17 protein-coding genes are annotated in these 13,871 nt (G+C 36.7%); 11 read left to right on the forward strand and 6 right to left on the reverse strand.

The genetic code is table 11. The features are described 5' to 3' along the window. Positions 1 to 39 precede the first annotated feature (39 nt). The 3 genes from ACQWU4_RS10515 (at position 40) to tsaB (ending at position 1,972) form a co-directional block, all read left to right on the forward strand. Positions 40 to 789 carry an SDR family NAD(P)-dependent oxidoreductase gene (locus tag ACQWU4_RS10515; protein ID WP_429935720.1) on the forward strand — a complete coding sequence of 250 codons (750 nt, stop codon included), beginning with the start codon at positions 40 to 42 and terminating at the stop codon, positions 787 to 789. 61 nt (positions 790 to 850) lie between these two features. Continuing rightward, entirely contained in the window at positions 851 to 1,231 is a 381-nt protein-coding gene (locus tag ACQWU4_RS10520) for a nuclear transport factor 2 family protein (protein WP_429935721.1), read from the forward strand. Positions 1,232 to 1,291: 60 nt separating this feature from the next. After that, entirely contained in the window at positions 1,292 to 1,972 is a 681-nt protein-coding gene (gene tsaB / locus ACQWU4_RS10525) for a tRNA (adenosine(37)-N6)-threonylcarbamoyltransferase complex dimerization subunit type 1 TsaB (protein WP_429935722.1), read from the forward strand. Between the two features lie 15 nt (positions 1,973 to 1,987). On the opposite strand, the gene ACQWU4_RS10530 is transcribed toward tsaB, so the two are convergent. The 4 genes from ACQWU4_RS10530 to ACQWU4_RS10545 form a co-directional block, all read right to left on the reverse strand. Next, positions 1,988 to 4,555: a tetratricopeptide repeat protein gene (locus ACQWU4_RS10530; protein ID WP_429935723.1), complete on the reverse strand. Its 2,568-nt coding sequence runs from the start codon at positions 4,553 to 4,555 to the stop codon at positions 1,988 to 1,990. Between the two features lie 85 nt (positions 4,556 to 4,640). Continuing rightward, a complete protein-coding gene (locus tag ACQWU4_RS10535) occupies positions 4,641 to 5,195 on the reverse strand; it encodes a Maf family protein (RefSeq protein WP_429935724.1) in 555 nt (184 codons plus the stop codon). Positions 5,196 to 5,200: 5 nt separating this feature from the next. After that, a complete protein-coding gene (locus tag ACQWU4_RS10540) occupies positions 5,201 to 5,719 on the reverse strand; it encodes a KdsC family phosphatase (protein ID WP_429935725.1) in 519 nt (172 codons plus the stop codon). Further along, a complete protein-coding gene (locus tag ACQWU4_RS10545; protein WP_429935726.1) occupies positions 5,709 to 6,458 on the reverse strand; it encodes a Rossmann-like and DUF2520 domain-containing protein in 750 nt (249 codons plus the stop codon). The genes ACQWU4_RS10540 and ACQWU4_RS10545 overlap by 11 nt, the downstream gene beginning before the upstream one ends. Positions 6,459 to 6,647: 189 nt before the next feature. On the opposite strand from ACQWU4_RS10545, the gene ACQWU4_RS10550 reads away from it, so the two are divergent. The 4 genes from ACQWU4_RS10550 to lepA all read left to right on the forward strand — a co-directional run bounded on the left by ACQWU4_RS10550 (position 6,648) and on the right by lepA (position 10,294). Beyond that, entirely contained in the window at positions 6,648 to 7,199 is a 552-nt protein-coding gene (locus tag ACQWU4_RS10550; protein WP_429935727.1) for an RNA polymerase sigma factor, read from the forward strand. A gap of 18 nt (positions 7,200 to 7,217) precedes the next feature. Beyond that, complete coding sequence (locus ACQWU4_RS10555) at positions 7,218 to 7,751, forward strand: hypothetical protein (protein WP_429935728.1); 534 nt, start codon at positions 7,218 to 7,220, stop codon at positions 7,749 to 7,751. Between the two features lie 7 nt (positions 7,752 to 7,758). Continuing rightward, the gene (locus tag ACQWU4_RS10560; RefSeq protein WP_429935729.1) at positions 7,759 to 8,292 is read left to right on the forward strand and encodes a hypothetical protein; all 534 of its coding nucleotides are present in this window, start codon (positions 7,759 to 7,761) and stop codon (positions 8,290 to 8,292) included. A gap of 205 nt (positions 8,293 to 8,497) precedes the next feature. After that, positions 8,498 to 10,294 carry a translation elongation factor 4 gene (gene lepA, locus ACQWU4_RS10565; RefSeq protein ID WP_429935730.1) on the forward strand — a complete coding sequence of 599 codons (1,797 nt, stop codon included), beginning with the start codon at positions 8,498 to 8,500 and terminating at the stop codon, positions 10,292 to 10,294. 37 nt (positions 10,295 to 10,331) lie between these two features. Here the strand turns inward: lepA and ACQWU4_RS10570 are convergent, their stop codons facing one another. Next, complete coding sequence (locus ACQWU4_RS10570; RefSeq protein WP_073062461.1) at positions 10,332 to 10,541, reverse strand: hypothetical protein; 210 nt, start codon at positions 10,539 to 10,541, stop codon at positions 10,332 to 10,334. 99 nt (positions 10,542 to 10,640) lie between these two features. Further along, positions 10,641 to 11,273: a DUF1579 domain-containing protein gene (locus ACQWU4_RS10575; RefSeq protein ID WP_429935731.1), complete on the reverse strand. Its 633-nt coding sequence runs from the start codon at positions 11,271 to 11,273 to the stop codon at positions 10,641 to 10,643. A gap of 122 nt (positions 11,274 to 11,395) precedes the next feature. Between ACQWU4_RS10575 and ACQWU4_RS10580 the strand changes: the two genes are divergently transcribed. The 4 genes from ACQWU4_RS10580 (at position 11,396) to ACQWU4_RS10595 (ending at position 13,869) form a co-directional block, all read left to right on the forward strand. Further along, positions 11,396 to 12,091, forward strand: a complete 696-nt coding sequence (locus tag ACQWU4_RS10580; RefSeq protein ID WP_429935732.1) for an NrtR DNA-binding winged helix domain-containing protein — start codon at positions 11,396 to 11,398, stop codon at positions 12,089 to 12,091. Positions 12,092 to 12,341: 250 nt separating this feature from the next. Next, positions 12,342 to 12,884, forward strand: coding sequence for an NADAR family protein (locus ACQWU4_RS10585; RefSeq protein ID WP_429935733.1), 543 nt, complete (start codon positions 12,342 to 12,344; stop codon positions 12,882 to 12,884). 24 nt (positions 12,885 to 12,908) lie between these two features. Next, a complete protein-coding gene (locus ACQWU4_RS10590; protein WP_429935734.1) occupies positions 12,909 to 13,457 on the forward strand; it encodes a prolyl hydroxylase family protein in 549 nt (182 codons plus the stop codon). Positions 13,458 to 13,533: 76 nt separating this feature from the next. Continuing rightward, complete coding sequence (locus ACQWU4_RS10595) at positions 13,534 to 13,869, forward strand: hypothetical protein (protein WP_429935735.1); 336 nt, start codon at positions 13,534 to 13,536, stop codon at positions 13,867 to 13,869. The last annotated feature ends 2 nt before the right edge of the window (positions 13,870 to 13,871 follow it).

The raw sequence follows: 13,871 nt of genomic DNA on the forward strand, positions 1-13,871 counted from the left end.
TTATATTTTTAGATTGTTACATTAAAAATTTACAATTTTATGAAAACAATACTCATCACCGGAGCCACTTCCGGAATAGGAAAATCCACTGCGGAGCTTCTTGCTAAACAAGGAAACAGAATTATTATCTGTGGAAGAAGAAATGACGTTTTAGAATCATTTAAAGCTGAGCTTTCTCAATATACCGAAATATTTAGTTTAAATTTTGATGTACGAAGCCTTGGAGAAGTTGAAAAAGCCATAAATTCTTTACCTGAAGAATGGAAAAATATAGATGTTCTGATCAATAATGCAGGAAATGCACATGGTTTGGACCCTCTTTCTGCCGGAAAGACAGATGATTGGGATTCTATGATTGACGGAAATGTAAAAGGACTTTTATATGTATCCAAAATGATCATTCCTTCTATGAAAGACCGTAATTCAGGGCATATTGTAAACATTAGTTCTGTTGCGGCAAGGCAGACTTATGCCAACGGGACTGTTTACTGTGCAACTAAAAAAGCAGTTGATGTTATTTCAGACGGAATGCGTTTAGAACTTACAGAATTCGGAATCAAAGTAACAAATATTCAGCCGGGAGCGGTGGAAACAGATTTCTCTCTGGTAAGATTCAAAGGAGACAGTGAAAGAGCGGCTACCGTATATGCAGGCTACGAAGCTTTAAAAGCTGAAGACATTGCTGATGCTATCGCCTACTGTGTTAATGCGCCGAAGCATGTAATGGTTTCGGACATGACTATTTATCCGAGTGCACAGAGTGAGCCGAGAACAATTTACAGGAAATAAGGTGAAAAGAATATCACTTTTTATACTGCTCTTTTCATTTGCTTTTTGGAATTGCCAGAAAGTGGATATTCTCCAAAAAGATGGAAAGCTATCTGAGAATATCGGATTACTGGATAAATACTTACAGAATAATGATGAAAGGATAGTTGATATTTTGCGTCCGGATGTATCTTTTGGCCATTCCAACGGCTGGGTACAGAATTTTGAAGATTTCAAAAAAGATTTTTCATCAAAAAAAGTAATTTATAAGAATATTCAGCAGACCGAACTTTCCGAGATCAAGAGATATAAAAATACAGCAAACATCAGAAGAAAAGTAAATGTTTCGGGAACTTATAAAAACCAGGATTTTGAAATGAAGCTGGCTTTGCTGGAGATCTGGATAAAAAAGAATGCCGTATGGAAACTCTGGAGTCGGCAGAGTATCGAAATAAAGCCATAAATTTGCAGAATATTTGAAAGCAATATTGCCATTGCGATTTTGCCGTTAGCTTAAAATAAAATGAAAATTCTATATCTTGAAACCTCTTCCAGAAACTGTTCCGTAGCTATTTCAGATGATGAAAAGCTCTTATGCCTGTGCGAAGAAGTTTCTGAAAACTATAAACAGTCAGAAAGCCTCCATACCTATGTAGAATGGGCATTGGAAGGAGCAGGTCTTACAATGAAGGATATTGAGGCCGTTTCATTGGGTAAAGGGCCTGGTTCATATACCGGATTGAGAATCGGGGCTGCCTCAGCAAAAGGTTTCTGCTATGGGCTGAAAGTTCCGTTAATTGCAGTGAATTCTTTGGAAAGCATGATAGAGCCTTTTTTAGGCCAAAACTATGATTATATAGTGCCATTGATCGATGCGAGGAGAATGGAGGTTTATACAGCCGTTTATGACGGTAATACAGGAAAAGAACTTTCCCCAACCGAAGCCAAAATTTTAGATGAGACTTCTTTTGAAGAATTTAAAGATAAAAAAGTGGTTTTTGTAGGAGATGGCGCCAAAAAGGCAAAAGATATCCTGAATCTTCCGGATGCGGACTTTAAGGATGACATCTACCCTTCTGCACAATATCTGATTAAAAAGACGATGGAAAAGATCAGCCAGAAAGAGTTTGAAGATATTGCCTATTTTGAACCTTTTTATCTCAAAGATTTCCACGGAGTAAAGAAAAAGAAAAGCGAAGAATAATCTTCGCTTTTTTATTTATTTAGGCATTTCCGGAATTGCATCAGGATCTTTTTCCTTATTCTTATCCTTCTTCGATTTCTGTTTAGGTTTAGGATCCGCATTTTGTATAAACTGCTCAAGCTGGCTGTTTTTATTATTTCCGACAGGATTTGCAGGAATGCTGGTATCCATGTTCTGAACAGGCTGTGATGGAGCTCCTGTCGGTTGCTGAGGAAGAGAATTTCCTTTATTGTCAGTTGCCTGGAAGGAAAGTTCACTTTTCAGATAATTCAGCATTTCTTTTGCTTTTATACCTTCCGGAGTTTTAGAATAATTCAGGGCAATTTGCTCAAGCTGTAGGATCATTACCTCTTTTCCGCTTGTTTTTCCTGTATTGAAGGCATTTAGCAATTGAAATTTCGGAATAAGGGCATCCTTGGGATATTTTTGTATGGTCTGATCTATGACATCCTTGCTTTCTCCAAACTTTTCAGATTCATAAAGAGCATATGCCTTTTTATATTCATTTTCAACATCTACCGATGACTTTACGAATGAGGCATTCTTAGGATTTCGGGCAAATTCTGCGTAAGAAGTATAAGGATAATCAGTCAAAAGGATCTGTTTTGCTCTTTCGGCAGCCTGAGGATTCTTTTGGTAATTCATCGCAAATATTTCATAAAGCGCCTGAAGCATTACTTTTTCCTCAGGTTTTACATCTACAAGATCGTACAATGTCTTTGTTGCCAAAGGTGTATTCGTAAAATAATTCTGGTACATTACTCCCAAACCTAAAGAAGCAGTATCCCTGTCTTTCTTTAATTGGCCAAGCCTTTCCTGATCTGTGGGAATCTGTTCAATATAATAGGTTGGTTCAAAACGTCTCGGATTAGGTGCTGAAGTAACACCAAGGGCTTCATTTTTCATATCCTCGATCGTTGCCATTTTTTTGGAATAACGCCAGTTATCAGCCAATGCTCTGTCTCCCCAGATCTGCTTAAACGTAGAAGATCCTTTGCTTACTGTTCCTGTATTGCTGAAATAGAAACCTTTCGTGGTAACCCCAAAATCTTCAAACGAGTTGGTATTATTGGCAAATATTGAATTTGCGTTGTAATCTCCGGTATCAAAACCTTTGCTTCTTTCGGCACGTCTTCTCTCCTGCTCCTCTTTTTCCTCCTTAACTTTCAGTTTGGCAATATATTTTGAGAAAAAATCTGTTCTCTGGGCATCGCTCATCTTCGCTAAAGAAAGAATACTGTCATTCTTTTTGATCAGATAATAGTTTCTGGAGATCTTCTTAATATATTCAGACTGATCTTTCAAAAGAACCTTGGAAGGTTCATAGGTCATTACTGTAAGAGCAGAATCATAGTAAGCTCCTGCACCGATATAATCATTTTTCTCAAGGTAGCTTTTCCCTATTTCGTAATAGGTAAGACCTCTTATCTGTGGGTCGGATACCTTTTCGAAGAGAGATTTTCTGAAGAAGTCCTGAGCTTCATCTTTTTTCCCTGCTTTATTGGCCATTAAGCCCAAAGCATAGTAGAATTCATTCTTTCTTGAACCGTAAGTTCCTTTCTTACTGATTCCTTCAAGATAATTTTTAGCACCGTTATAGTCCCCTTTTCCGTTGAAAGTTTTGGCAATTGCAATTTGGGATTTTACCTCAAATTCAAAATCATTGGCATATTTATAAGCTTGAGTGAAGCTTTCACGGGCTTTATCATTCTGGCCCAGATTTTCAGAAACCTGTCCTCTCAGATAAGCTATCCTGCTTTTCAGTTTTCTGTCAGAATTCAGTTCAAAAGCCCTGTCCAGTTCTGCTCCGGCTTCCTCCAGCTTTCCTGCATCAAGAAGAGCTTCAGAATGATAGATACTTAATAGTTTTGCATAATTTTTATTAATATCCTCCCCTTTCAGTTTGGCAAAAGTTTCAGTGGCTTTATGGTAATCTTTAATCTGTGCATACGCTGCGCCCTGATAAATTCTTGCTAAAGGAAGCCTTTTATCATCCTTCATGTGCGTGAAAACATAGTTCAGGGCATCAAGAGCCTGTACAGCTTTATTCTGATAAATTCTGGACTGTACAAGAATCATATAAGCATCAAAAATCTTCTTATTCTTCTCTTCCCCGCTTCTGATAACGGAATATTTGTTGATGGCCTTTTGAGCCTTTGCTTCTGCAATTTCCAAAGTGGATGCTCCTTTATTCTGAAGTTCATCAGGCATTCCCGGAGTTCCATTCCCTTGTGCATTGGACATTCCGGGTGGCATTCCCGGAGCCCCCCTTTCAGAAGAAGATCTGGTTACTTCCCCCATTTTCATGGAATTTTCAGCGAATGCGGCAGATTGTCCCAGATCACTTCCCAAAGGCTGATCTTCATACGTAAGAATAGGAATATAAGGAGCATAAAAATTATCCTTATGTCCCTTGTCTCTGCTCGTAAATTCACTGTTTAACGCATCTTTTGCATTAAAAAGGGTATTATAATATGTGTTAAATCCTTTCATGAACTTTGATCGCTGTTCCGGCTTTTTCGTCTTGGTAGCACAGGAAGCAACGATGCACATGATTAGAAGGAATAAAATATTCTTTTTCATTATTCAATATAACTCTCTTATCTGCTTTTTATTATAAGCAGTTGATGATTTTGTAAAAATAACAAAATTTTGTAATGAATAATATTTATATTTCATTCAGAATTTTATAAACGAGATGGGTAGGAAGTCCCATGATTGTATAAAAGCTTCCGTTCATTTTGCTGATCTTTGCCATACCCAGCCATTCCTGGATGCCATAGCTGCCCGCTTTGTCGAAAGGTTTATAATTCTGAATGTAATATGCTATTTCATCATCTGTAATTTCATCAAATTCTACATCCGCCACATCAGTTTCAGTCAATGTCTTATCTACGGATTTTATAGTAATTCCTGTATAAACCTGATGAGTTTTTCCTGAAAGTAAACGCAGCATCTGTTTTGCGTCATTCTCATCTTTCGGTTTTCCAAGAATCTGGTTGTCTATTGCAACTACAGTATCAGAAGTTAAAAGTACTTCATCCGCTACTAATTCTCTGAATGCATTTGCCTTTAATTCTGATAAATAGGCCGCAGCCTCTCCTGTTTTAATATCTTCTGGAAGAATTTCTTCACAGTCTATTTTTACAATCTCAAAATCGAAGCCCAGGCTCGAAAGGAGCTCTTTTCTTCGCGGTGACTGGGATGCTAAAAGTAATTTCATAAGATTTATACAGATTGGGTATTGTCATCATGCCAGTTCCCCTGAACCTTCATTACCTGCTCTATTACATCACGCACTGCGCCGCTTCCTCCTTTTTTCTCAGAAATATAATCGGATATTCCCTTTACTTCAGGGACAGCATTTTCGGGACATGCTGCAATGGCAGAATTTTCCATGATATGGATATCGGGAAGATCATCCCCCATGGTGAGGATTTCGTCATTTTTAAGATTGTATTTCTTTTTAAAATCTTCAAAATCAGCCATCTTATTATGTGATTTCGGATAGTAATCTTCTATTCCCAGATAATTGATCCTGTGTTTTACCATATCATCGTTTCCGCCGGTAATTACTCCTATCAAATAGTTGTTTTTTAGGGCTTTAACTACTGCGTACCCGTCTAGAACATTCATTACCCTGCACATATTTCCTCCCGGCATCAGGTAAACGCTTCCATCTGTAAAAACTCCGTCCACATCAAATACAAATGCCTTAATATCTTTTAATTTCTCTTTATAGCTCATACATTTTCTGAATAGAATGATTCATTGTTTTATAAATATCAAGACTTTCATCTTTCAATAACTGCTCATGTAATTCCAGTACCCTTACATCATTTCTTACAGCGGGACCTGTCTGTGCTGCTTTAGGCTCAATTTCATAGATTTTCTGAACGGTCTCATTAATAAGAGGCAGAAAATAATCAAACGGAATATCCTGTGAATCCGAAACTTCTTTTGCTCTTGCAAACAGATGATTCACAAAATTACAGGCAAAAACTGCGGTCAGATGAATGTACTTTCTTTTTTCATGGCTGCTTTCCATCACATTTTCTGAAATTTTGGAAGCAATTTCAAAAAGAGACTGTTTATCCTGCTCATTTTCAGTTTCAATAAAAAACGGGATCTTCTTATAATCCAGCTCCTTCGTTTTTGAAAATGTCTGTAAAGGATAAAAGCTTGATTTTCTGTACTCTCCTTTCAGAATTTCTTTGGGAAGAGAGCCCGAAGTGTGGGCTACCAGACAATCTTTTTTAGTGATAAGTTGAGAAACATTTTCAACAGAGCTATCACTGACACAGATCATATACAGATCTGCGTCTTCCAAATGTTCAGTAGAATAAGGGATATCCAGTTCTTCAGAAATCTTTTTCAGTTCTTCACCGTTTCTTCCAAAAATCTGCAGTAACGGAATATTGTTCAGACTGAAAGCTTTTGCCAGATGGGAAGCCACATTTCCGGAACCTATAATTACAATTTGCATCTAACAAAGATAAGGTTTTAAAGGAAGATGAAAGAAGAAGAGCAGAAGTAATTCATCAATCGTCATATTTCCTGTTGCCTAAAGCTCAGATGATAACGATCTCAGAATATTTTAAATATTTGGACTGAAAATTGAATAAGTAATTTAACTTTCGGTTATTTTTGTAATCCAAAACAGTGAAAGCATCTTATGAAGATTAAGGACGCGGAAATTATTTCGTTGATGCAGAATCCACGGACCCAGGAAAAAGGGGTACGTGCCTTGATGGATGCTTATCAGAGCAGATTGTATTGGCATATCAGAAGAATTATTGTAGATGGAGATCTTGCTCAGGATACGCTGCAGGAGACTTTTATTAAGGCCTATCAGAATTTTCACCAGTTCAAAAATGACAGCCAGCTGTATACCTGGCTTTACAGGATTGCTACTAACGAAGCTCTACAGCAGGTAAATAGGATGAAAAAGATGCAGAAAACGGATGAAGATCCTGAGTATTATATGCAGAACCTGGTGGCTGACAATGCAGAAGGAGATGCGGAAGAAATACAGCTGCTGCTCCAGAACGCTATACAAAGCCTGCCCGAAAAGCAGAAACTGGTATTTATGATGCGGTATTATGATGATCTGCCCTATGAAGAGATATCAAAAATTGTGGATATGTCGGTAGGGACTCTGAAAACCAATTATCATTATGCCAAACAGAAAATAGAAGAGTATATTAAAGAAAATTACGAAAGATAATTTTTGATCCAAACCAAGATGAAAGAGTTCGACATAGAAAAACTAGAACGTAAGAACATTTACAAAGTCCCGGATAATTTATTTGAAAATATCCAGAATAATGTAATGAACGAAGTGAAAGCAGATAAAAAAGCACCCATTTTCAAACTGAATTGGATGTATGCCGCTGCGGCATCACTGGCTTTGATATTTGGAGCAACCTATGTTTTTAATTCTGATCAAGATCCGGCTAAAAATGTGTTGAATTCAAAGACATTAGCCGACAATAACCAGAAACCCAAAACAGAGAGCGAACGCGCTTATGAAACGCTGGAAGCAGATTTAACTTCTGTTGAAAATAATAATCAAACAGTTGTAAATCAGCAAAATAGAACTATTGCAAGCAAGCCTGAAACTGGAGCTGACAATAAAACGATTTCACAGCCTGTAAAAGCTGTAACTAAACAAGAGGAAACTAAAATGAATGAATACCTGGATTCGTTTTCTAATTCTGAAATATCAGAACTGGCAAGCAACTCAACTCAGGACGTTTATTTAGATTTATATAATTAAAAGAAAGATGAAAAAGATATTATTTACACTTTTTATTATTTATGGTTTTGGTCTGAATGCACAGAATGCCCAGACTACAGATTATGACTGGAAAAAAATGGACCCTAAACAAAGAAAAGAGGTAATAAACAATCTTTCTCCGGAAGAGAGAAAAGAGCTTCTTAAAAAGTTCAGGAATAATATGGTGCTGGAAAATCTTGAAATTGATGCCAGTGATAAGACAGAATTTACTCAGCTTTATAATGAGTATTTAGATAATCAGAAACAGATAAAAGGCCAGTTTGATCCTAATTTCAATCCGGAAACATTATCTGACGATGAAGCCAAAGCAAAACTTCAGCAGAGTTTCGAAGTGGGACAGAAGCTGCTGGATAACAGAAAGAAATATGCTGACAAGATGCAGCAGGTAATTCCTTGCCAAAAAGTATTGAAGCTATTCCAGTCCGAAGGTATGATGAGAGACAAAATGAATGAAAGAAAACCTCACACTGGACGTAATAATAATATGAATAATATGGCAAGACCCAAACAGAACCCATAATAGTTTATTTTTTTAATGTTGGACGGCTCTTACAAATTTTTTTGTGAGAGCCGTTTAATTTTGGAAGGAATTCTTAATTATGAAAGGAATTCAAGTATAAAAAATACTATTTGTTTTAAGTCTTTGAAAAATAAATTTTACGCGATAAATTAAAAAGAAATAATCTCTCGCTTTTTTTTATCTTTGCAAATTACAACGTTCTTAAATGAAAAACATACGAAATTTTTGCATAATCGCTCATATTGACCACGGTAAAAGTACTTTGGCGGACCGTCTTTTGGAGTATACCAATACAGTTACTCAAAGAGAGCTGCAGTCTCAGACTTTGGATGATATGGATCTGGAGAAAGAACGTGGGATTACCATAAAATCTCACGCCATCCAGATGGATTATGAGTATAAAGGAGAAAAATATATCTTAAATCTTATTGATACCCCGGGACACGTAGACTTTTCTTATGAAGTTTCCCGTTCAATTGCTGCCTGTGAAGGAGCGCTTCTTATTGTAGATGCGGCACAGAGTATTCAGGCACAGACTATCAGTAATCTTTATCTTGCATTGGAAAATGATTTAACGATCATTCCGATTCTTAATAAAATTGACCTTCCGTCTGCAAATCCTGAAGAAGTTACCGACGAGATTATGAATCTTATCGGTTGCGACTATGAAGATGTTTTAAGAGTTTCAGGAAAAACCGGAGAAGGAGTACACGATTTGCTTGAAAAGATCGTAGAAAGAATTCCTGCCCCTGTAGGAGATCCGGATGCACCACTTCAGGCACTGGTTTTTGACTCAGTGTATAACCCGTTCAGAGGAATTGAGGCTTACTTTAAAGTTGTAAACGGGAGCATTACCAAAAATGAAAAGATTAAATTTTTTGCTACCGGAAAAGAATATGGAGCTGATGAAGTAGGAACTCTGAAATTAAAGCAGGTTCCGAAAAAAACAATCGGCTGCGGAGATGTAGGATATCTGGTTTCTGGAATTAAGGATGCAAGAGAAGTAAAAGTAGGAGATACCATTACCTCTTTTGAAAAACCGGCATCAGGACCTATCGAAGGTTTTGAAGAAGTAAAACCAATGGTTTTTGCAGGTATTTATCCAATTGATTCTGAGGATTTTGAAGAACTTAGATTCTCTCTTGAAAAATTAAGGCTGAATGATGCTTCTCTGGTTTTTGAACCGGAAAGTTCTGCCGCTTTAGGATTTGGTTTCCGTTGCGGATTCCTGGGAATGCTTCACATGGAAATTGTTCAGGAACGTCTTGACAGAGAGTTCAATATGAACGTGATTACTACGGTACCCAACGTATCTTATTTCGGATATTCTAAAAAGGATCCTGAAACTCCGATCCTGATCAACAATCCTTCAGAAATGATGGATCCTTCGATTATGGACAGAGTAGAGGAACCGTTCATCAAAGCTTCCATTATTACGAAATCCGATTTTGTTGGAGCTGTAATGACATTATGTATTGAAAAAAGAGGTGAGATCGTTAATCAGAGCTATTTAACTTCAGAAAGAGTAGAATTGGTATTCAATATGCCATTGGCAGAAGTTGTATTTGATTTCTATGACAGGTTAAAATCCATTTCTAAAGGATACGCCTCATTTGACTATCACCCGATCGGATTCAGAGCTTCCAAGCTTGTTAAAATGGATATCCTGATCAATGGCGATATGGTAGATGCACTTTCATCACTGATCCACGACAGTAACGCGTATCATATCGGTAAAAAGATGTGTGAAAAACTTCGTGAATTGATCCCGAGACAACAGTTTGATATTGCAGTTCAGGCCGCTTTAGGTACGAAAGTTATTGCAAGAGAAACCATTAAAGCTTTAAGAAAAGACGTTACCGCAAAATGTTACGGAGGAGATATTTCCAGAAAGCGTAAACTTCTTGAAAAGCAGAAAGAAGGTAAAAAGAAAATGAAGCAGATCGGAAGGGTAGAAGTCCCTCAGTCAGCATTCATGGCTGTATTAAAACTAAACGATTAATATAAAAAAGACCGGTAATTTTACCGGTCTTTTATTTTCAGAAATTTCGTTGTTTCTCAGTCAGATTGGCCTGTATCACCAGAGCTCCAAGACCGAGAATAACCTCGGCAATTCCCAGTGTTCTTACAAGATTGATCCCGCATACGAGACATTCAGGTTCCGGGAAAGGCTTTTTCCCCACAACGATGATCAAAACTCCTCCTATGATAATAATGACCACGATAAAGGCTCTTAATAATGTTTTCATGATGGTATAAATTTTTATTTTCTTATACCAAAGTTGAGCATATCTGTCAGTAAATTCATAAGGAAAATCACCGTTTTGCAGAAGTGGTTTCTCCGGTTTTTATTTCTTTTTTGTAAATTTTATTTCCATGGTTTTATACTCTTTTCCTGTTTTAGAATCAGGCCCGTACATTTCCATCACGTGATTGTTTGCATCGGTAAAAGTATAAACCTCCCTGAAATCGCAATCTTTTCCGGGTCTTGCCGGGTCCGTCATTTTACCTTTGAATTCAATAGATTTTTTAGAAGGATTCCAGTCGCCTTCCGCATGCATAATTCCGGTTCCCATATTATCAATCCAGGTGCTTACAAACTTTTTCTTAGAATTGTCATAGCCCATGATACTCATCCCTTCAAAAGGCATTCCCATAAAATTTCCTTTATATGTGCTGTGCTGATACCTTCCGTCAAAAATCATTTTATTGGTACATTCAGATTGGCTGGTGACAGGCTTTCCATTATTTTCCATCCATGTGGTTGTAGCTCCGGTCCAGTTTCCGTCGTATAATGCCAGTGTTTTATGCATTTCACCGGGGGTGGCATATTCCATCCAGGCTTTCATTGCAGCAGCAGAATCTACAGGTTTCCATACTGCTGAATCTGTTTTTGCCGAATCTTTTTCTGCGGCAGGCTTTCCTTTTTCACACGCGGTCAATAGAAAAGCAATTGCAAATAATGATAATAGATTTTTCATAATTAGTTAATTTTAAGTGGTTTATTATCAAATAAAGTTAGTTAATTTTATTGTGTTGTCAATTACTTTTCAATGTCATTTATAAATCTTACCTTTGTGTATTCATAACGCAAATCAAAATTATGAAGTCTCCAAAAAAAATTCAGGATATTAAAGTGGCTGTCGATGCCGTTATTTTCGGTTACTTTGATAAACAGGATCTTCAGCTTCTCTTGATCAAAAGAAAGATTGATCCTTTCAAAGGAGGTTGGGCACTTCCCGGAGGTCTTGTTCTGGATGATGAAAACCTGGATGATGCTGTGAAGAGAGAACTTCATGAAGAAGCAGGCATAAAGCCCGATTTTTTGGAACAGCTCTATACTTTTGGCAACATAGGCCGTGATCCCAGGAATAGGGTAGTTTCTGTGGCTTATTTGGGCCTTGTAAACCCTTCTTATCATGAACTGTTTGCAGACTCTGATGCGGAAGATGCACAATGGTTCAGTGTGAATAAACTTCCGTCACTCGCTTTTGACCATAAATCTATTATTGATATTGCTTTAAACAGACTTCGTACTAAGATTCAGTATCAGCCTATCGGTTTTAACCTTCTCAATGAAGAATTTCCATTCTCAGACCTTGAAAACCTTTATAAAACCATTGTCGGCCGTGAAATAGACCGCAGGAACTTCCGTAAAAAGATAATGAGCTATGGTCTCCTTAATGAAACCAATAATGTTAAAAAAGAAGGCAGTGGCAGACCCGGAAAACTCTTTACTTTCAACAAAGAAAAATATGAAGAGCTTGAAAAAGAAGGATTCTATTTCGAGATCAAATAACTTCAGTTCTATTTTATTCTGGTCAGAATTTAGAAATAAATGTTTTTTTCTCAAATTTTTTAGTCGAAACTAATACTTTAGTTTTGCTTCTCAATTATATCATTTGTGAATATATTGTTATCATTCGTGTTTTGAAAGTAAATTTTATATTCTGTAAATCAGTGTATTAAATGTTTAGTGTAAAAATAACACAAATAAAATTTGTTCAGAAAGTCATATTGCTTTACATTTGTGTAATAATAACGCAATCATGAAATACACATTACAAAATACTATTGAAAGATTTCAGAAAAAAGAAACCCCTGAATTTCTATTCTTCTGGGGGCACACTATAAAAGATGAGATCACCAAATCCTGCTTCAGTCAGTGGTTTCCTGTTCAGTTTGAAGAAAATGGAACCATCTATAAAACAGCTGAACATTATATGATGGCTGGAAAAGCAAGATTATTTAATGATCAGGAAATCTTGGAACAGGTGTTAAGATCTGAAACTCCCAATAATGCTAAAAGCTTAGGCAGAAAAGTGAAAAACTTTGATCCAAAAGTTTGGGATGAGCATAAGTACGGAATAGTAAAAAAAGCTAACCAACTGAAATTTTCCCAAAACCTGAAGTTTAAAGATTTTCTGTTATCTACCAATGACAAAATCCTGATTGAGGCCAGTCCTTATGATAAGATTTGGGGAATAGGCATGCTGGAAAGTGATCCTAAAGCCAAAGATCCACTATTGTGGGAGGGTGAAAACCTGCTGGGTTTTGCTTTAATGGAAGTAAGAGATGAACTGAGAGAATAAAATCACTAAACACAAAAATTAATTATGGAAAAGATAGAACTTCACCCTCAGATATTTCTGATCGAGGATTTCCTGACTTCTGCTGCCTGTGATGAATATATTGCCATGGCAGAAGGAAAAGTATTTGAAGAAGCGAAGATCAGTATGAACGGAAGGCAGATGATGAGTAAAGGGATCAGGAATAATGACAGATTAATGATATTTGATAATGTCCTGGCTCAAGATCTTTTCAGAAAAGCAGCAGAATTTTTTCCTCATGAACATGAAAATTACAAGCTTCAGGACTTTAATGAAATGTTCAGGATTTATAAATATTCTCCCGGACAGAGATTCAAAATGCACAGAGACGGAAGTTATATCCGGAATGAAAAAGAAAAAAGCTTCTATACTTTCCTGATCTACCTGAACGATGATTTTGAAGGTGGAGAAACAGAATTTGAAAACCTGTTCACAGTAGCTCCGAAAAAAGGATCTGCACTGGTTTTCTATCATCCGTTAAGACACGAAGGAAAAACCCTTATAAGCGGGATGAAGTATGTTCTGAGAACCGATGTAATGTATTCCAATAAGTAATAATCTTTCCGGGATGCAGCATTACTATGTAATTTTTAATTAGCGTAAAAATAACACAAAATAAAATTAGAAAAAGATGGAAAATGAAGTAAAACCAAGATTCATCGAATCATTACAAAGAAATAATGATCAGATCAGAGAAGACCGTGCACAGACCATCGGAGCAGATTCCGAATTGATCTACAGACGCAGGGTTGAAGATATTGAACTGAAAATAAAAAGGCTGGAACGTGAACAGGAAGGCCTTATTGACATCAGTCCTTTAGACAGAAACAGTCTTACGTTTGCGGATTTTCAGCCGGAAACATTCGTTCAGAAAGACATAGAATTATCATTAACAGTCAGAAATTTGAATATTCAGCTGGAAGTTGCTGTAAAAAGATTTGAATATTTATTTGGTAAAACATTTTAATT

The sequence above is a fragment of the Chryseobacterium sp. MIQD13 genome (assembly GCF_050496705.1).
In the GTDB taxonomy this organism is placed as follows: domain Bacteria; phylum Bacteroidota; class Bacteroidia; order Flavobacteriales; family Weeksellaceae; genus Chryseobacterium.